Raw genomic sequence first — 17,833 nt, forward strand, 5'->3', positions numbered from 1 at the left:
GCTCCCACAGGTACTGCGCAGGTTCCGAAGCCTATGCAGTACCTGTGGGAGCTGGCTTGCCGGCGATAGGGCCGGTACAGGCGATACAAATGAAAACGCCCCGAACCAGTCGGGGCGTTTTCGTTTACCGCAGCAGCGTCTTACTTGCCTTCCCAGCGCTTGAGCACCAGGGTGGCGTTGGTGCCGCCGAAGCCGAAGCTGTTGCTCATGACCGTGTCGATCTTGGCGTTTTCTTCGGTCTTGCGCAGGATCGGCAGGTCGGCGACCTCCGGGTCCAGCTCGTCGATGTTGGCGGAGCCGGCGATGAAGTTGTTTTCCATCATCAGCAGGCAGTAGATCGCCTCGTGTACGCCGGCAGCGCCCAGCGAGTGACCCGACAGGCTCTTGGTCGAGCTGATCTTCGGTGCCTTGTCGCCGAACACGGCGCGAACGCCCTTGATCTCGGCAACATCACCGACCGGGGTCGAGGTGCCGTGGGTGTTCAGGTAGTCGATCGGGGTGTCGACGGTCGACAGCGCCTGCTGCATGCAGCGGATGGCACCTTCGCCGCTTGGCGCAACCATGTCGTAGCCGTCGGAAGTGGCGCCGTAGCCGACGATTTCCGCGTAGATCTTGGCGCCACGGGCCAGGGCGTGTTCCAGCTCCTCGACCACCACCATGCCGCCGCCGCCAGCGATGACGAAGCCATCACGGTCGGCATCGTAGGCGCGCGAGGCCAGTTCCGGGGTTTCGTTGCGCTTGGTCGACAGGGCGCCCATGGCATCGAACAGGAACGACTGGCTCCAGTGCTCTTCTTCACCGCCACCGGCGAAGACGATGTCCTGCTTGCCCCACTGGATCTGCTCCAGGGCGGTGCCGATGCAGTGTGCCGAAGTGGCACAGGCCGACGAGATCGAGTAGTTGATGCCCTTGATCTTGAACGGGGTGGCCAGGCATGCCGAAACGGTGCTGCCCATGGTGCGGGTAACGCGGTACGGGCCGACGCGCTTGACGCCTTTCTCGCGCAGGGTGTCCAGCGCTTCCATCTGGTTCAGGGTCGAGGCGCCGCCAGAGCCAGCCACCAGGCCGGTACGGGGGTTGGAAACCTGCTCTTCGGTCAGGCCGGCGTCCTTGATCGCATCCTGCATCGCCAGGTAGGCGTAGGCAGCAGCGTGGCCGACGAAGCGGTAGACCTTGCGGTCGATCAGTTCTTCGAGGTTGAGGTCGATGGACCCGGAAACCTGGCTACGCAGCCCCATTTCCTTGTATTCCGGGTTGTAACGGATACCCGGACGGCTGTTGCGCAGGTTTTCGGTGACGGTAGCTTTGTCATTGCCCAGGCACGATACGATGCCCAGACCAGTGATAACGACGCGGCGCATGCGAATAACCCTTAGAAATTGTCAGTGGAGGTGAACACGCCGACCCGCAGGCCTTCGGCAGTGTAGATCTCGCGGCCGTCGACGCTGACCGAGCCATCGGCGATGGCCATGTTCAGCTTGCCCTTCAGGACGCGCTTGATATGAATGTTGTAAGTGACTTTCTTGGCTTCCGGCAGTACCTGGCCAAAGAACTTCACCTCGCCCGAACCCAGGGCGCGGCCGCGGCCTGGCAGGCCCTGCCAGCCGAGGAAGAAACCTACCAGCTGCCACATGGCGTCGAGGCCCAGGCAGCCCGGCATTACCGGGTCGCCTTCGAAGTGGCAGGCGAAGAACCACAGGTCCGGATTGATATCCAGCTCGGCGACCAATTCACCTTTGCCGTACTTGCCGCCTTCTTCGCTGATATGGGTGATGCGATCGACCATCAGCATGTTCGGCGCGGGCAGTTGCGCATTACCTGGGCCGAACAGCTCACCGCGACTGCAGCGCAGCAGGTCTTCCCGAGTAAAGGCGTGTTGTTTGGTCATGCGAGCTCCTCAATAACCCCCTGCGGCAGGGGATGAATCTTCCCGGCCGGCCCGATACGCATCGCGTCCGAGGCGGCAGCCTACAGGTAGACTATTGCGTTGTGGTGAAAGTCACAGTGCACCCGGCGAAAGAAGTACAGGTGTGCACTGAAACGTCTATTTTCAGGTCCGATGAAGGTCCTGTCCAGTGTTTAAGACTGCCGCACTTTAGCATTTATCGCCAGTCGCGGTTGTCTGACCGGGTAGCCAGCGCTGCAGCACCCGCTGCAGTTCGGTGCGGCGCAAGGGTTTGCTCAGGTAGTCGTCCATGCCGGCCGCCATGCAACGCTCGCGGTCGCCCTGCAAGGCGTTGGCGGTCAGCGCGATGATCGGTAGCCTGGCGCCGTTGGGCAGCTGGCGGATACGCCGAGTGGCTTCATAGCCGTCCAGGAGCGGCAGGCGGCAGTCCATCAGCACGGCGGCAAAACGCTGCCGGCTGACCCGTTCGACCGCCTCCAGGCCGTCCTCGGCCGTGCATACCGCCAGCCCCAGGCTACGCAGCATGGCCTCGATGACACTTTGGTTGACCGGGTTGTCCTCTACCAGCAGTACCTGATCATTGTCGGCCACCGCCGGCGGCGCAGCGCTCGGCAGCGTCAGCGAGACCGGGGCAGGGCTGGCCAGAGCCAGAGGCATCTCCAGGGTAAAGGTGGAGCCCAGGCCTTCACGGCTTTCGCCGCGCAGCTTGCCGCCCATGCGTTCGGCCAGGGTGCGAGCGATCGACAGCCCCAGCCCGGTGCCGCCATAGCGGCGGGAAATCGAGCTGTCGGCCTGCTGGAAGGCGACGAACATCATTTCCAGGCGCTCGTTGTCGATGCCGATACCGGTGTCACGCACACTGCAGGTCAGCCAGATCAGTTGCCGGTCGAGCACTTGCCAGCGCGCCTCGACCTGTACCTGGCCGCGTTCGGTGAATTTCAGCGCGTTGCCAATCAGGTTGAGCAGGATCTGGCGGATGCGCGTGGGGTCGCCGTTCACCTGCAACTGCTCGATACCCGCTGGCAGTTGCAGGTGCAGGGCAAGGCCGCGCTGCTGGGCACTGTGCTGGAATGACTGGACGCTGCTGGTGATCAGCTCGCCCAGGTTGAAGTCGATGTGTTCCAGCTGCAGCGCGGCGCGTTCGATGCGCGAGAAGTCGAGGATGTCGTTGATGACCTTGAGCAGGTGCCCTGTGGACTCGCTGGCCACTGCGGTGTACTCGGCCTGTTCGCTGTTCAGCTGGGTGGTTTCCAGCAACTGCAGCATGCCCAGCACGCCATTCATCGGCGTGCGCAGCTCGTGGCTCATCATCGCCAGGAAGTCCGATTTGGCACGGTTGGCCTGTTCGGCCTCCTCGCGGGCCTGGATCAGCTCGGCAATGGCCTGCTTCTGTTCATTGCTGGCCTGCTCCAGGGCGTGGGCCAGGTTATTGATGTGGCGCGCCAGGTGGCCCAGTTCGCTGTCATCGACCACCGGCAACAGGGTGTGGTACTCGCCCTGCTGGATGGCCTTGACCGCATGGCCCATGTCGCTGATCGGCTTGGCCAGGCTCAGGGCCAGGCGGCGCGCCAGCAGGAAGGTGAACAGCAGGGCGAACAGTGCGAGGATGCCGGCCTTGATCACGATTTCCTGCTGGCGCTGGCTGAAGGCGTCATCGGACATGCCGACGATGACCCGGCCCAGGTAATCGTCGCCGATGGCCGGGGTGGTGGCTTTGCCCTGTTGCAGGAAGTCGCTGTCCAGGCGGATCTGCTGCAGGCGGATGGGCGCCTGAAACACTTCGACGCGCTGCGCGCGGTTGGCGCTTTCGTCGGACTGCTCCACATAGACAAGGATGTGGTTGCGGCTGTCCTGCACCTCGAGGAAGCGCACGTGGGGAATGCTGAGCGTGGCGCGCATCAGGCCCTCGAGCACTTCGTTGTTGCCCGAGATCACCCCGTATTCCGAGGCTGGCGCCAGCTGGTTGGCGATCAGTTGCCCGGTGTGGTTCAGTTCCTGGCGCAGGTCCTGGATACGCACGAAGGTGAAAAAGCTGATCAGCAGCAACGTCAGCAGCAGGGCAGGGCCGAGGCTGATGATCTGGGTGCGGGTGTGGATGTCCCAGCTCAGGCGCTTGCTCATGGGGTGGGTTCTCCTTCGGCCAGGGCCTTGGCGGCGGCGTTCGGATCGATCGGTTCAAGGCCCAGGGCGCGCGCCACCTGCTGGTTGCCGCTGACGCCGAAGCGTACCGGGTACAGGCTGCGTGGCCAGCGCGCCGGTGGCTGGTCGAGCAACTGGTCGAGTACCGCCAGCCAGTCGTCCTGGTCACTGAAGGTGCTGGCCAGGGCGCCGGCGCGGACGAACCCGGCGTTCGGGCCGATAAGCGCCATCTGACGGCCGTAGCTGCTCAACAGCAGGTTCTTCGCAGTCTTGGAGTTGAACAGGTCGGTGTCGTCCAGGCCCAGCAGCACGTCACTGTTGGCCAACAAATTTTGCAGAGGGCGGCTGTCGCGAGGGTCGGGCCAGTCCTGGGCGATGATCTCCAGGCCCAGCGGGCGGGCGGCATGGCGCAGCTCTTCGAGCAGGAAGCTGCTGTGCTCACCGTACAGCACACCAATGCGCCGGGCCTGCGGCAGCAGGTAGCGCGCCAGGCGCAACTGCCGGCCCAGCGGCGGGTCGCTCCACAGCAGCGTGAGGAACGCGGGCCGCGACTTTCCCAGGCGCTGTTCAGCCTGTACCCGGCTGACCCTCATGGCCAGGGCCGGCGGGCCGGCATTTTCCCCAAGGCGCCATTCCAGTGCGGCGTTGTCCAGCAAGATCAGGCGCTGGTCAGCCTTGAGCTTGCCCGGGCGTGGCAGGTCGGCGGTGGTCTGGAAATGCACGTGATCGTGCGGCCTGCGGTTTTCCAGCGCAGCGACGAAACTGCGAATGCCGGGCTGGTCTTCCGCGCCTACCAACACGATTTCGCTGGCGGACAGCGGCCCCATTGGCCACAGGCACAACAGCAACAGGCGCAGCAGCAGGGCCATCAGAACTCCAGCTCCGCGCTGACGCTCAGGCGGTGGCGGCTGTCGTAGCGGTTCTGGATTGCCGTGGTCGGCTCGTCGTCCAGGCGCTGTTGCCACAGCGCGGCCAGTTCCAGGTTGCTGCCATGCACCCGGAAACGCTTGGCCAGGCGCAGGTCCAGGCGCTCGTAACGGTACTGGTTGAGCGCATCGTCACCGTAATAGAACAGCGCGCTGGACCAACCGTCACCCCATTCGCGCATCCATCCGGCCGAGCCGCTGTTGCGCGCGCTGAGGCGTCGGTCGGCGGGGTTGCTGGCCCAGGCATCCACGTAGGCGTAGGTAAGGCGCAGGCGGTCGCGCAGGGTCGGGCGCCAGTCCAGTTGCGCCTCGCTGCCGCTGAAACGGGCCTTGTTGGCGTTGCTGGCGATGTACTGGTTGTTCTTCAGGGGCTCGCTGATCATTCCAGTGATCTCGTCGTAGAACAGCTTCACATCCATGTTCAGGTCGATGTCGCTGAAGTAGCCGTTGTAGCCCAGCTCGCGCGAGCGCATGCGTTCCTGGTCGAGGTCGCCCGGGCCGCGGGTCTTGACGAAGTATTCGCCGTTCTGCAGGCCGAAAGCGTTGGGGGTCAGGTTCTTGACCGTGTAGCTCCAGTTGACATTGTTCTCGAACATGTCTGGCGAGCGCACCGCCTCGGAGTACACCGCACGCAGGCCATGGCGCGGGGTGATCAGGTAGTTGACTGCCACGCGCGGGGTCAGCGAGCTGCCGGACAGGCGCGAGTCCTCGAACATGGCACCGCCCTGCAGGATCCAGTGCTCGTCGGCGCGCCATTCCAGTTGGCCGAACAGGCGCCAGGTCTGGTCGTCGATGCTGCCATTGAAGTAGGTTTGCGAGTCGGCACGATCATAGCGGTAGTTCATGCCGCTGAGCAGGCGCAGGCTGTCTGTCAGGCTCAGGGTATCCTGGATTTCCAGGTCGTAGCGGGTTTCGCGGGTGCTCTGGTCGACGTCGCCGCAGACCTGCTGCTTGCCACCGTTCGCCCATTGCTGCTGGACCTTCTCCAGAAGCCCTTTCATGACGGGATCGTTGGTCGAAAGTGGCGCGCCGGTAGCAATGCCGCGCGCCACCTTTTCGGCGAAGTCAGGGTTCATCTGCCAGAGCTGGGTCAATTCCGGGCTGAACGACTGCAAGGCGTCACAGGCGCGCCACACCTGCTGGCGGTCGAAATGCTGGGCAGAACCCTGGATATACAGGCTGTGCTCGGAACTGAAGTCCTTGGTCCAGCGCAATGAGCCGGCGTAGTCCTTGGCATTGACGTCAGCGTTGTTACCGGCTTCGTATTTGGCGAACACCGGCTGGTAGGTATAAGGCCGCTGGTTGCTGCCTTCCTTCGCCGCCAGTTGCCATTCCAGGGTCTGGTCGTGCGCCAGGCTATGGCTGGCGTTGATATTGAAGCGGGTCAGCCGACGGCTGTCGCGGTAGTCCTGGCCGAACTGGTTCTCGTCGAAGCCATCGTCCTGCTGGCCAGACAGCGACAGGCGCATGTCGCCACCCTCCCAGCCGAAGCCGTGGCTGGCGTAGAAATCGTTGATGCCGTCCTGGCCGCGGGTCATCTTCAGCCGCGTGCCATGGCTGTCGGCGGGGTTGCGGGTAAGAATGTTGACCACTGCCATCAGCGCGTTGGCGCCGTAGCTGACCGTGTTGGGGCCGCGGAACACCTCGATGCGCTCGATATCCTCCATGGCCAGCGGAATGTCGCTCCAGTCCACCGTGGCCAGGCCGGCGCGGTACACCGAACGGCCATCGATCAGCACCTGCATGCGTCGGGCATCGTTGACGTTGCTGCCGTGGTAGTTGACCGTGGGTTGGTTGCCGGCGTTGTAGCCCACCATCATGCCCGGCACCAGGCGCAGCAGCTCGGGGATGTCGCGGGCACCGCTGGCGCGGATCAGCTCGCTGTCGAGCACGGTCATGCTGCCCGGGACCGCGGCAGGGGATTGTTTCAGGCGCGTGGCGGTCAGAACCTGCGGCAGGTCCGTGTTGTCGATGAACAGGTCATCGGCCACGGCCGGGCCACCGAGCAGGGCAGTCAGTATGAGCAGGCGCGGGTACGGGGGCGTGCCAGGGAACACAAAGCGGCCTTGTATCAGGATTGAAACAGGCATGGTAACTGACCTTGGCGTATTTGCCAGTGATCTGCATTGCCTGTGATGGCCCTTTCGCGGGTAAACCCGCTCCCACACAGAGCGCACCGCTGCTGAAGGCTTCGTTGTACCTGTGGGAGCGGGTTTACCCGCGAAGAGGCCAGTACTGACACTGGTTCTGTCGCAGGCGAGCCGTATAATGGCCGGGTCGCCACTTAATTTTTGGCTTTAACGGATTGGATATGACTGAACAGCAACCTGTTGCAGTTCTGGGAGGCGGCAGCTTCGGCACCGCCGTGGCGAACCTGCTGGCAGAAAACGGTGTGCCGGTCCGCCAATGGATGCGCGACCCGGAACAGGCCGAGTCCATGCGCGTCAATCGCGAGAATCCGCGCTACCTCAAGGGCATCCGCCTGCACGACGGCGTCGAGCCGGTCAGCGACCTGCTGGCCACCCTGCAAGCCAGCGAGCTGATTTTCGTCGCTTTGCCATCGAGCGCCTTGCGCAGCGTGCTGGCCCCGCATGCCGAGCTGCTGCGCGGCAAAGGCCTGGTCAGCCTGACCAAGGGCATCGAAGCGCAAAGCTTCAAGCTGATGAGCCAGATCCTCGAGGAAATCGCCCCCGAGGCGCGCATCGGCGTGCTGTCCGGCCCCAACCTGGCTCGTGAAATCGCCGAACATGCGCTGACCGCAACGGTGGTTGCCAGCGAGGACGAAAAACTCTGCCAGCAGGTGCAGGCCGTGCTGCATGGGCGCACCTTCCGCGTCTACGCCAGTGCCGACCGCTTTGGCGTTGAGCTGGGCGGGGCGCTGAAGAACGTCTACGCCATCATCGCCGGCATGGCGGTGGCCTTGGGCATGGGCGAAAACACCAAGAGCATGCTGATTACCCGCGCCCTGGCCGAGATGACCCGCTTCGCCGTCAGCCAGGGTGCCAATCCCATGACTTTCCTCGGCCTGGCCGGTGTCGGTGACCTGATCGTCACTTGCTCCTCGCCCAAGAGTCGCAACTACCAGGTCGGTCACGCGCTTGGCCAGGGCCTGAGCCTGGAGCAGGCGGTCAACCGCCTGGGTGAAGTGGCCGAAGGCGTCAACACCCTCAAGGTGCTCAAGGCCAAGGCGCAGGAAGTGCAGGTCTACATGCCGCTGGTGGCAGGCCTGCATGCCATCCTGTTCGAAGGCCGCACGCTGAACCAGGTGATCGAGCACCTGATGCGTGCCGAGCCCAAGACCGATGTCGATTTCATTTCCATCAGCGGTTTCAACTGAGCCTTCAGCGGCTCTGACAACAGCAAGGAGCAACACATGAACGATACGCCCGAACGCGCCCAGCGCGAGTCGATCATCCTGCGGGTCCTGTGGATGGTGGTGTTCCTGGTGGTCTGGCAGCTGGCCGAGCTGCTGCTCGGTGGCCTGGTGCTGGTACAACTGATCTACCGCCTGGTGTACGGCGCCCCCAGCGCCAGCCTGATGAACTTCGGTGACAGCCTGAGCCAGTATCTGGCGCAGATCGGCCGCTTCGGCAGCTTCCACAGCGACCAGAAGCCCTGGCCGTTCGCCGACTGGCCGGCACCGCGAGCCCCTGAAGGCGAGGCACCGCACGCCGTGATCCCGGCCCCGCACCCGGTGCGTGACGAGGAGCCCAAGCTGTGAAGCTGTGGGTACTGCGCCACGGTGAAGCGGAGCCGCGGGCCAACAGCGATGCCGAGCGCCGGCTGACCGCCCATGGTCGCGAGCAGGTGCTGCACAGCGCCGCCCGCCTGCTGGGTCAGCCGCTGCAGGCGATCATCGCCAGCCCTTACGTACGCGCCCAGCAAACGGCCGCCCTGGTGCACGACACCCTGGGTTTCGCCGAGCCGGTGCGCACCGTGCCCTGGCTGACGCCCGACAGTGATGTGCAGCAGGTCATCGGCGAAATCGAGCGCTTGGGCCTGGAGCATGTGCTGCTGGTCAGCCACCAGCCTTTGGTGGGTACCCTGGTGGGGGCGTTGCAGCATGGCCACCAGCAGCAGCCGGCAGGCATGAGCACTGCAAGCCTGGCGGAGCTGGAAGGGGACTGGCCGCTGGCTGGGCTGATGGCCCTTCGGGCGATCAACTCGCCGGCCTGAAACCCAGGGGGGCGCTGCGCGGACAGGTACCGCCCCCGCCTTGAGCTGTGGGAGCGGCTTTAGCCGCGAACACCGGCGCAGCCGGTGCCATGCACCGTGTTGGATTCTTCGCGGCTAAAGCCGCTCCCACAGTGTTTGCGGATTGCTTGCGAACTCAGTTATCTACGCGACAGCGCAGCCCAAAGGGCTGGGCGATCTCCCGCAAGCCTGACCTGATAGCCCTCGCCGATGACCTATCCGGACGTTGCCGAACTGCCCCGCGATACCGACAATGGGCCATCATCCCCCACCCGGACCCGGCGCCATGTCGCAGCAGATCTTCTTCGCCCATGCCAACGGTTTCCCCTCGGCCACCTACGGCAAGCTGTTCGCCGCTCTGGCACCGGACTACCAGGTGCAGCACCTGGCCCAGCACGGGCACGATCCGCGCTTTCCGGTGGACGACAACTGGCAGAGCCTGGTCGATGAACTGCTGCACCACCTGGCTCGGCAAGACCAGCCGGTATGGGGCGTCGGCCATTCGCTGGGCGGGGTGTTGCACCTGCACGCAGCCTTGCGCCGCCCCGAGTACTACCGCGGCGTGGTGATGCTCGATTCGCCGGTGCTCACCCGCGCCGACCAATGGCTGCTGCGTACCGCCAAGCGCTTCGGCTTCATCGACCGTATCACCCCGGCTGGCCGCACCCTGGGGCGCCGCGAAACCTTCAATGACCGCGACAGTGCCCGGGACTATTTCGCCGGCAAGTCACTGTTCCGCCATTTCGATCCCGATTGCCTCGATGCCTACATAGAGCACGGCCTGCAGGCGATGGAGCAGGGGCTGCAGTTGCGCTTCGACCCAGCCACGGAAATCAGCATCTACCGCAGCATCCCGCATACCAGCCCAGCGCCCGCGCGGCAATTGCAGGTGCCGCTGGCCATGGTCCGCGGCGAGCGCAGCAACGTCATTCGCCGCCACCACACCCTGGCCGTGCGCGGCATGCCCAGGGGCGAGTTTCACAGCGTGCCGGGTGGGCACATGTTCCCGCTGGAGCGGCCAACCGACACCGCCAGCCTGATCAAGGGCCTGTTCGACCGCTGGAGCCAGGCATGAGCGCGCAGGTCGAGGAAATCCGCCTGAGCCTGGGCCATATCGAACTGGCGGCGCACCTGTTCGGCCCTGATGACGGACTGCCGGTAATCGCCCTGCATGGCTGGCTGGACAACGCCAACAGCTTCGCCCGCCTGGCGCCGCAGCTGAAAGGCTTGCGCATCGTCGCCCTGGACCTGGCCGGGCATGGTTACTCCGAGCACCGGCCGCTTGGCGCCGGCTATGCCCTGGCCGACTACGCCCATGATGTGCTGCGGGTGGCCGAGCAGCTGGGTTGGCAACGTTTCGCCCTGCTGGGCCATTCGCTGGGGGCAATCATTTCGGTGCAACTGGCTGGCGCGTTGCCGGAGCGGGTCAGCCATCTGGCCCTGATCGACGGGGTCATCCCGCCGACCGGCGCCGAGCAGGATGCCGGTGAGCGGCTGGGCATGGCACTGCAGGCCCAGTTACGCCTGGATGGCAAGCGCAAGTCGGTGTACACGACCCTGGAGCAGGGCGTGCAGGCACGCATGAAAGGCATGGTCGCGGTCAGCCGCGAGGCGGCCGAGCTGCTGGCCCAGCGCGGCCTGATGCCGGTGCCCGGCGGTTACAGCTGGCGCAGCGATAGCCGCCTGACCCTGCCTTCGCCAGTGCGCCTGAGCGAGGCCCAGGCCATGGCCTATGTGCGCCGGGTGAATTGCCCGGCGCGCCTGGTGGTGGCCGCCGACGGCATGCTGGCGCGCCACACCGGGTTGCTGGAGCAGCTACCCTTTGAGCAGGTGACACTGCCCGGTGGCCATCACCTGCACCTGAACGATGAGCAGGGCGCGGCCCTTGTCGCAGACTGTTTCAATCGCTTCTTTGGCTTTGCTTGACTTGCACCGGACAAGTGTCGAGGCTTGGCGGGTTGAACAGGGAGACAACCATGCAACTGCCAGACATCCTGGAGCTTCACCTCGGCGCTGAGCGCCGCCTGGTTCGCCAATGAGCGCGCCTGTTGCCATCCGTAATGCCTTCGCTGCCTGCCTGATGCTCGCCAGCCCCGTTTTGTGGGCCGGCAGCCTGCCGGTACCGGTGGACGCCAAGGTGGTCGACCAGCGCCCGGCCGTGGAGCAGGAGCGTGTCTACCCCATGGGCCCGCTGCGCAAGATCAGCGGCCGCCTGCGGGTCGAGGACAAGGTCGAAAGTCGTGGCCAGGTCAGCTCGGTAACCTACGAACTGCCGGTCGAGCGTACCGCCCGCGAAGCCTTCACCAGCGCTCGCGAAGCACTACAGCGCGACGGGGGCTACCCGCTGTTCTGGTGCCAGGGCCGCGATTGCGGCGAGGCCAGCCTGTGGGCCAATGATGTGTTCGGCAATGCCCGCCTCAACGGCGGCGACGAGCAGCAGGCGTTCATCCTGCTGCGCCGCTCGGCGGAGCAGGCCGACACCCTGGTCGCGCTGTACAGCGTCACCCGCGGCAACCGCCGCGCCTACCTGCACGTGGAAGAGTTCGTCGCCGGCAGCCCGCTGGGCGAACTGCTGCCGACCGCCGCCACGGTGCTGCGCGAAATGCGCGACACGGGCAAGCTCGACTACCCTGACCTGGCCGCGCCGCAAGACGCCTGGGCGAACCTGCTGGCCCGCAGTCTGAACCTCGACAGCACCCTGCGTGCCAGCCTGAGCGGCGCCCAGGCTGAAGCCTGGCGCGAGGCCTTGGTCAAGGCAGGGGTGCGCGGTGGCCGCCTCGAAGTCGGTAGCGCGCCTACCGATGGCCTGCACCTTGAACTGATCCGTTGAACGAGCACCACCATGGCTAACAATGACCGCTTGCTGGTACAGATACTGCTGCTGGCGCTGCTGGGGGCCGGTCTGTGGGTAATGGCACCTTTCATTTCAGCACTGTTGTGGGGGGCCATCCTGGCCTTTGCGAGCTGGCCGTTGATGCGTTTGTTGACGCGTGCGCTGGGCGGGCGCGAAACCCTGGCGGCCAGCCTTCTGACCACTGCCTGGATACTGATCGTGGCGCTGCCGCTGGTGTGGCTGGGGTTCAACCTGGCCGATCACATTCGCGATGCGACGGCGTTCGTGCGTGACGTGCAGGTGGACGGCCTGCCCGATGCTCCGGCGTGGCTGGGTGGCGTCCCGCTGGTTGGCGAGCGTCTGGTCAGCTGGTGGCAGTCGCTGGACCAGCAGGGCGCGGCCTTGCTGGCCTCGGTCAAGCCGTACCTGGGGCAGGTGGGCAACTGGTTGCTGGCGCGCAGCGCGCAGATCGGCAGCGGCGTGCTGGAGCTGACCCTGAGCCTGGTGTTCGTGTTCTTCTTCTACCGCGACGGCCCGCGCTTGTCGGCGTTCGTCCTGCGCTTGCTGCACCGCCTGATGGGCGACCGCGCCGAGTATTACCTGGAGTTGGTGGCCGGTACGGTGCAGCGGGTGGTCAACGGGGTAATCGGTACGGCCGCCGCGCAGGGCGTGCTGGCGTTGATCGGCTTCCTGATCGCCGGCGTGCCCGGGGCCATCGTGCTGGGGCTGGTGACCTTCATGCTCAGCCTGATCCCCATGGGCCCGCCACTGGCCTGGATCCCTGCCACCGGCTGGCTGGTATGGAAGGGCGAATACGGCATGGCGGTGTTCCTGGGGGTCTGGGGCACGTTCGTCATCAGCGGCGTGGACAACGTGCTCAAGCCGTACCTGATCAGCCGTGGCGGCAACCTGCCGTTAGTTATCGTGCTGCTGGGTGTGTTCGGCGGTTTGATTGCCTTTGGCTTCATTGGCCTGTTCATCGGGCCGACCTTGCTGGCGGTCGGTTACAGCCTGCTGCTGGACTGGAGCCGCAACGCCGTCCCGCAGCCGCCTCGGCAGTAAATCTGTACTGGCCTCTTCGCGGGTGAACCCGCTCCCACAAGGATCTCCGCAGCCCGGGAGAGTGGTGCGGTCCCTGTGGGAGCGGGTTCACCCGCTAAGAGGCCGGTTCAGGCAGCCTCAATACCCGATTTTTACGCCTTCTTTATTCCCATCCCCACCCCACAATCTCGCCCCTTTACGCCGTTCGCTCGGACAATTTCCCCAAAGCGGCCCAAGCCGCACCACGGGGAGAACCACACATGAACATGCTCGACGGGCTGTCACTGCTGCTGGCAGTGGCATTGGCGTTTTATCTGCTGGTGGCGCTGTTGCGCGCCGATCGCAGCTAGGGAGCGGCCATGCACAGTTACGATTTCGCCTTGCTGTTGGCATTTTTCGCCATCGTGCTGCTACCGGCACCCTGGCTTGGGCGGTTCTACTTCAAGGTCATGGAAGGCCAACGTACCTGGCTGTCTCCCATCCTGGGCCCGGTCGAGCAAGCCTGCTACCGGGTGGCGGGCGTGCGCGCCGGCCAGGAGCAGAACTGGCAGCAGTACACCCTGGCCCTGCTGGCCTTCAACCTGGCCGGGTTCCTGCTGCTGTTCGCCGTGCTGCTGTTGCAGGGCTACCTGCCGTTCAACCCGCAGCATCTGCCCGGCCAGGAATGGTCGCTGGCGTTCAACACCGCGGTCAGCTTCGTCACCAACACCAACTGGCAGGCCTACAGCGGTGAGGCGTCGGTCAGCTACCTGAGCCAGATGCTAGGCCTGACCGTACAGAATTTCGTCAGCGCCGCCACCGGCCTGGCGGTGCTGGTCGCCCTGTGCCGTGGCATCGCCCGGCGCAGCGCCACGACGCTGGGCAACTTCTGGATCGACATGACCCGCGCCACCCTCTACGGCCTGCTGCCGCTGTGCCTGCTGCTGGCGTTGCTGCTGGTATGGCAGGGCGTACCGCAAACTTTGGCCGACTACGCCCACGCGGTCACCCTGCAAGGCACCGAGCAGACCATCCCGCTGGGCCCGGCCGCCAGCCAGATCGCCATCAAGCAGCTGGGTACCAACGGCGGTGGCTTCTTCGGGGTCAACTCCGCGCACCCGTTCGAAAACCCCACGGCCTGGAGCAACCTGTTCGAGGTGGCTTCGATCATTCTCATTCCGGTGGCGCTGGTGTTCACCTTTGGTCACTACGTGAAGGACCTGCGCCAGAGCCGCGCCATCCTCGCCTGCATGCTTGCCCTGTTCCTGATCGGCGGCAGCACGGCGTTGTGGTCCGAGTACCAGCCCAACCCGGCCCTCGAGAGCGCGCAGGTACAGCAAAGCGCCCCCATGGAGGGCAAGGAAAGCCGCTTCGGCACCACCGGCTCGGTGCTGTGGACAGTGACTACCACCTCTGCTTCCAACGGTTCGGTCAATGCCATGCACGACAGTCTCAACCCACTGACCGGCATGGTGGCGATGGTCAACATGATGGTCGGTGAAGTGATCTTCGGCGGTGTCGGGGCAGGGCTGTACGGCATGCTGCTGTTCGTGCTTATCGCGGTGTTCCTGGCCGGGCTGATGATCGGCCGCACCCCGGAATACCTGGGCAAGAAACTGCAGGCCCGCGAGGTGCAGTTGCTGGTGGCGACCCTGCTGGTGATGCCGGTCGGCGTGCTGGTGCTCGGCGCCATCGCGGCCAGCCTGCCAGGCCCGGCAGGTGCAGTGAGCAATCCGGGGGCGCATGGTTTCAGCCAGCTGCTGTACGCCTACACCTCGGGCACGGCCAACAACGGCTCGGCCTTTGCCGGCTTCGGTGCCAACACGGTGTTCCACAACCTGATGATCGGCCTGGCCATGCTTGTCGGCCGCTTCGGCTACATCCTCTCGGTGCTGGCGCTGGCTGGCTGTCTGGCGGCGAAGAAAAGCGCGCCTCAGGGGCTGAACAGCTTCCCCACCCATGGCCCGCTGTTCACCGGCCTGCTGCTGGTCACCATCCTGCTGGTAGGTGGCCTCACCTTCCTGCCGACCCTGGCCCTTGGGCCGATCGCCGAACACTTGAGCCTGGGTTTTTGAGGACCGACCATGAACATGCCCATTCCTGAAGTACAAGCCCGGCACAGTGCCAAGGACCAGACCCGCTTCGCCGCGTTGTGGCGCCCGGCGTTGGTGCAGGCATTCGTCAAGCTCGACCCGCGCCAGCTCAAGCGCTCGCCGGTGATGCTGGTAGTCGCCTTGACTGCGCTACTGACCACCGTCCTGTGTTTTGCACCCGGTAGCGGCGTGAGCACCGGCGTTGCCGTGCAGATCGCCCTGTGGCTGTGGTTCACCGTGCTGTTCGCCAACTTCGCAGAGGCCCTTGCCGAGGGCCGTGGCAAGGCCCGCGCCGACAGCCTCAGGGCCGGCAGCCAAGGCCTGACCGCCCAGCTTCGCAAGCGTGATGGCAGCTACGAGACCGTCGCGGCCAGCGCGCTGCGCAAGGACGATGTGGTGCGCGTGGTGGCCGGTGAAATGATCCCCGGTGACGGCGAGGTGCTTGAAGGTATCGCTGCGGTCAACGAGGCCGCCATTACTGGCGAGTCCGCGCCGGTGATCCGCGAGTCCGGCGGCGACCGATCGGCGGTGACCGGTAATACCCGGCTGGTCTCCGACTGGTTGTTGATCCGCATCACCAGCAACCCGGGTGAATCCACCCTCGACCGCATGATTGCCCTGGTCGAAGGCGCCAAGCGGCAGAAGACCCCGAACGAGATCGCCCTCGACATCCTGCTGATCGGCCTGACCCTGATCTTCCTGATCGTGGTGGTGACCCTGCAGCCGTTCGCCCACTTCGTTGGTGGCAGCCTGCCGCTGATCTTCCTCGCCGCATTGCTGGTGACGCTGATCCCCACCACCATCGGTGGCCTTCTGTCGGCCATCGGCATTGCCGGCATGGACCGGCTGGTGCGGCTGAATGTCATCGCCCGCTCCGGCCGCGCGGTGGAGGCGGCCGGTGACGTGCACACGCTGATGCTCGACAAGACCGGCACCATCACCTTCGGCAACCGCCGCTGCAGCGCCCTGCACGCCGCGCCGGGCATCACCGCCCGCGAGCTGGGGGAGGGCGCCTTGCTGGCCTCGCTGGCGGACGACACCGCCGAGGGCAAGTCGATCGTCGAGTACCTGCGCCAGTTGCATGACTTCGTCGAACCGGCCGCCGGGCAATTCGATGCGGTGGCGTTCAGCGCCGAGACGCGGCTGTCGGGCATCGACCTGCAGCAGCACCGCTATCGCAAGGGCGCCGTCGACGCAGTGTTGGCATTCGTCGGCATGCAACGCCTGGAAATGCCCCCGGCGCTGGCCCGCGAAGTGGAGCTCATCGCTCAGAGCGGCGGCACACCATTGCTGGTGTGCATCGACAAGCGCCTGCTCGGCGTGATCCACCTCAAGGATGTGGTCAAGCCCGGCATCCGCGAGCGCTTTGCCGAGCTGCGCAAGCTGGGCATCCGCACGGTGATGGTGACCGGCGACAACCCGCTGACCGCCGCCGCCATCGCTGCCGAGGCCGGCGTGGATGACGTGCTGGCCGAGGCCACGCCAGAGAAGAAGCTGGCGCGCATCCGCCAGGAGCAGAACGACGGCCGCCTGGTGGCCATGTGCGGCGACGGCGCCAACGACGCCCCGGCACTGGCCCAGGCAGATGTGGGCATGGCCATGAACGACGGCACCCAGGCCGCGCGCGAGGCGGCCAACATGGTCGACCTGGACAGCGACCCAACCAAGTTGCTGGATGTGGTGCAGGTCGGCAAGGAGCTGCTGGTGACCCGTGGCGCGTTGACCACCTTCTCCATCGCCAACGATGTGGCCAAGTACTTCGCCATCCTGCCGGCGCTGTTCGCCGCCATCTACCCGCAGCTGGGCGTGCTCAACCTGATGCACCTGGCCAGCCCGCAGAGTGCGATTCTGTCGGCCATTGTGTTCAACGCGCTGATCATCATCGTTTTGATCCCGCTGGCGCTGCGCGGCGTGCGGGTGCAGGCGGCCAGTGCGGCGCACCTGCTGCGGCGCAACCTGCTGATCTACGGGCTGGGCGGCATTGTCGTGCCGTTTGCCGGGATCAAGCTGATCGACCTGCTGCTCAATGCTCTGCACCTGGTCTGAGGAGCCCACCATGAATGCTTATGTACGCCCGGCATTGAGCCTGGCCCTGTTGATGACCCTGGTGACCGGTGCGCTGTATCCGCTGGCGGTGACCGGTATTGCCCAGGTGGCTTTCCCCAGCCAGGCCAATGGCAGCCTGGTGCGCGATGGCCAGGGCCAGGTACGTGGCTCCGCTCTGATCGCCCAGGATTTCCAGGGCGATGGCTGGTTCCACGCGCGGCCATCGGCGGGCGCCTATGCCACCGTGGCCAGCAGCGCCAGCAACCTGTCGCCGAGCAATCCGGCACTGGCCGAGCGGGTCAAGGGCGATGCGGCTGCGTTGTACCAGGCGCAGCAGGGGCCGGTGCCCCAGGCGCTGCTCACCACTTCGGGCAGCGGCCTCGACCCGCACCTGCCGCCGGAGGCAGTGGCCTATCAGATCCCGCGGGTGGCGGCGGCACGGCAGTTGCCGGTGGAGCGCTTGCAAGGCTTGCTGGAAGAGGCCACCCTCCACCCATTGATCGGCCCGCCGGTGGTCAATGTGCTGGCCTTGAACCAGGCCTTGGAAAACCTCAGCCATTGATAGATGACTTGGGGGGCTAGCAGGGACCCTGTGGGAGCGGGGTGAACCCCGGGTAGGCTATTGGGGGCCCCCAGGGATTTGGGGGGGGGACCCCGGCCCCCCGGGACGGGGGTG

Annotated in this window: 16 protein-coding genes; 11 read left to right on the forward strand and 5 right to left on the reverse strand. The window is 65.4% G+C overall.

Features of this window, described 5'->3' with window-relative positions:
* Nucleotides 1–140: 140 nt before the first annotated feature.
* From fabB to IRZ77_RS25230, 5 genes are all read right to left on the reverse strand, one after another.
* Nucleotides 141–1,361 (reverse strand): beta-ketoacyl-ACP synthase I, encoded by a 1,221-nt coding sequence (gene fabB, locus IRZ77_RS25210; RefSeq protein WP_016711636.1) that lies wholly within the window; start codon nt 1,359–1,361, stop codon nt 141–143.
* An 11-nt stretch (nt 1,362–1,372) separates the two neighbouring features.
* Nucleotides 1,373–1,888 (reverse strand): 3-hydroxyacyl-[acyl-carrier-protein] dehydratase FabA, encoded by a 516-nt coding sequence (gene fabA, locus IRZ77_RS25215; protein WP_003251509.1) that lies wholly within the window; start codon nt 1,886–1,888, stop codon nt 1,373–1,375.
* A 207-nt stretch (nt 1,889–2,095) separates the two neighbouring features.
* Nucleotides 2,096–4,027 (reverse strand): ATP-binding protein, encoded by a 1,932-nt coding sequence (locus IRZ77_RS25220; RefSeq protein WP_046615110.1) that lies wholly within the window; start codon nt 4,025–4,027, stop codon nt 2,096–2,098.
* Entirely contained in the window at nt 4,024–4,914 is an 891-nt protein-coding gene (locus IRZ77_RS25225) for an ABC transporter substrate-binding protein (RefSeq protein ID WP_085601283.1), read from the reverse strand. The genes IRZ77_RS25220 and IRZ77_RS25225 overlap by 4 nt, the downstream gene beginning before the upstream one ends.
* On the reverse strand, nt 4,914–7,061 hold the full coding sequence (locus tag IRZ77_RS25230; protein ID WP_153671722.1) for a TonB-dependent receptor plug domain-containing protein: 2,148 nt from the start codon (nt 7,059–7,061) through the stop codon (nt 4,914–4,916). Before IRZ77_RS25230 ends, IRZ77_RS25225 begins: the two co-directional genes overlap by 1 nt.
* 221 nt (nt 7,062–7,282) lie before the next feature.
* Between IRZ77_RS25230 and IRZ77_RS25235 the strand changes: the two genes are divergently transcribed.
* From IRZ77_RS25235 to kdpC, 11 genes are all read left to right on the forward strand, one after another.
* On the forward strand, nt 7,283–8,308 hold the full coding sequence (locus IRZ77_RS25235; protein WP_108480223.1) for an NAD(P)H-dependent glycerol-3-phosphate dehydrogenase: 1,026 nt from the start codon (nt 7,283–7,285) through the stop codon (nt 8,306–8,308).
* Nucleotides 8,309–8,344: 36 nt separating this feature from the next.
* Nucleotides 8,345–8,692, forward strand: coding sequence for a DUF4389 domain-containing protein (locus IRZ77_RS25240; RefSeq protein WP_085601284.1), 348 nt, complete (start codon nt 8,345–8,347; stop codon nt 8,690–8,692).
* Nucleotides 8,689–9,147 carry a phosphohistidine phosphatase SixA gene (gene sixA, locus IRZ77_RS25245; protein WP_041505759.1) on the forward strand — a complete coding sequence of 153 codons (459 nt, stop codon included), beginning with the start codon at nt 8,689–8,691 and terminating at the stop codon, nt 9,145–9,147. The genes IRZ77_RS25240 and sixA overlap by 4 nt, the downstream gene beginning before the upstream one ends.
* 304 nt (nt 9,148–9,451) lie before the next feature.
* A complete protein-coding gene (locus IRZ77_RS25250) occupies nt 9,452–10,240 on the forward strand; it encodes an alpha/beta fold hydrolase (protein WP_046615114.1) in 789 nt (262 codons plus the stop codon).
* Nucleotides 10,237–11,091 (forward strand): alpha/beta hydrolase, encoded by an 855-nt coding sequence (locus IRZ77_RS25255; RefSeq protein ID WP_153671723.1) that lies wholly within the window; start codon nt 10,237–10,239, stop codon nt 11,089–11,091. Before IRZ77_RS25250 ends, IRZ77_RS25255 begins: the two co-directional genes overlap by 4 nt.
* Before the next feature lie 109 nt (nt 11,092–11,200).
* A complete protein-coding gene (locus tag IRZ77_RS25260) occupies nt 11,201–11,995 on the forward strand; it encodes a DUF4892 domain-containing protein (protein ID WP_046615116.1) in 795 nt (264 codons plus the stop codon).
* 12 nt (nt 11,996–12,007) lie between these two features.
* Nucleotides 12,008–13,060, forward strand: a complete 1,053-nt coding sequence (locus IRZ77_RS25265; RefSeq protein WP_153671724.1) for an AI-2E family transporter — start codon at nt 12,008–12,010, stop codon at nt 13,058–13,060.
* 239 nt (nt 13,061–13,299) lie between these two features.
* A complete protein-coding gene (kdpF, locus tag IRZ77_RS25270) occupies nt 13,300–13,389 on the forward strand; it encodes a K(+)-transporting ATPase subunit F (protein ID WP_003251485.1) in 90 nt (29 codons plus the stop codon).
* A 9-nt stretch (nt 13,390–13,398) separates the two neighbouring features.
* Nucleotides 13,399–15,093: a potassium-transporting ATPase subunit KdpA gene (gene kdpA, locus IRZ77_RS25275; RefSeq protein WP_153671725.1), complete on the forward strand. Its 1,695-nt coding sequence runs from the start codon at nt 13,399–13,401 to the stop codon at nt 15,091–15,093.
* Nucleotides 15,094–15,102: 9 nt separating this feature from the next.
* Nucleotides 15,103–17,157 (forward strand): potassium-transporting ATPase subunit KdpB, encoded by a 2,055-nt coding sequence (kdpB, locus tag IRZ77_RS25280; protein WP_196174587.1) that lies wholly within the window; start codon nt 15,103–15,105, stop codon nt 17,155–17,157.
* A 10-nt stretch (nt 17,158–17,167) separates the two neighbouring features.
* Nucleotides 17,168–17,719: a potassium-transporting ATPase subunit KdpC gene (gene kdpC, locus IRZ77_RS25285; RefSeq protein ID WP_046615120.1), complete on the forward strand. Its 552-nt coding sequence runs from the start codon at nt 17,168–17,170 to the stop codon at nt 17,717–17,719.
* Nucleotides 17,720–17,833: the final 114 nt, after the last annotated feature.

The organism is Pseudomonas pudica (assembly GCF_015680405.1).
GTDB lineage: Bacteria > Pseudomonadota > Gammaproteobacteria > Pseudomonadales > Pseudomonadaceae > Aquipseudomonas > Aquipseudomonas pudica.

Bases quoted from the DNA above. Each gene is read 5' to 3' on its own strand.
- fabB (WP_016711636.1), bottom strand. From the start codon at position 1,361: ATGCGCCGCGTCGTTATCACTGGTCTGGGCATCGTATCGTGCCTGGGC.
- fabA (WP_003251509.1), bottom strand. From the start codon at position 1,888: ATGACCAAACAACACGCCTTTACTCGGGAAGACCTGCTGCGCTGCAGT.
- IRZ77_RS25220 (WP_046615110.1), bottom strand. From the start codon at position 4,027: ATGAGCAAGCGCCTGAGCTGGGACATCCACACCCGCACCCAGATCATC.
- IRZ77_RS25225 (WP_085601283.1), bottom strand. From the start codon at position 4,914: ATGGCCCTGCTGCTGCGCCTGTTGCTGTTGTGCCTGTGGCCAATGGGG.
- IRZ77_RS25230 (WP_153671722.1), bottom strand. From the start codon at position 7,061: ATGCCTGTTTCAATCCTGATACAAGGCCGCTTTGTGTTCCCTGGCACG.
- IRZ77_RS25235 (WP_108480223.1), top strand. From the start codon at position 7,283: ATGACTGAACAGCAACCTGTTGCAGTTCTGGGAGGCGGCAGCTTCGGC.
- IRZ77_RS25240 (WP_085601284.1), top strand. From the start codon at position 8,345: ATGAACGATACGCCCGAACGCGCCCAGCGCGAGTCGATCATCCTGCGG.
- IRZ77_RS25250 (WP_046615114.1), top strand. From the start codon at position 9,452: ATGTCGCAGCAGATCTTCTTCGCCCATGCCAACGGTTTCCCCTCGGCC.
- IRZ77_RS25255 (WP_153671723.1), top strand. From the start codon at position 10,237: ATGAGCGCGCAGGTCGAGGAAATCCGCCTGAGCCTGGGCCATATCGAA.
- IRZ77_RS25260 (WP_046615116.1), top strand. From the start codon at position 11,201: ATGAGCGCGCCTGTTGCCATCCGTAATGCCTTCGCTGCCTGCCTGATG.
- IRZ77_RS25265 (WP_153671724.1), top strand. From the start codon at position 12,008: ATGGCTAACAATGACCGCTTGCTGGTACAGATACTGCTGCTGGCGCTG.
- kdpF (WP_003251485.1), top strand. From the start codon at position 13,300: ATGAACATGCTCGACGGGCTGTCACTGCTGCTGGCAGTGGCATTGGCG.
- kdpA (WP_153671725.1), top strand. From the start codon at position 13,399: ATGCACAGTTACGATTTCGCCTTGCTGTTGGCATTTTTCGCCATCGTG.
- kdpB (WP_196174587.1), top strand. From the start codon at position 15,103: ATGAACATGCCCATTCCTGAAGTACAAGCCCGGCACAGTGCCAAGGAC.
- kdpC (WP_046615120.1), top strand. From the start codon at position 17,168: ATGAATGCTTATGTACGCCCGGCATTGAGCCTGGCCCTGTTGATGACC.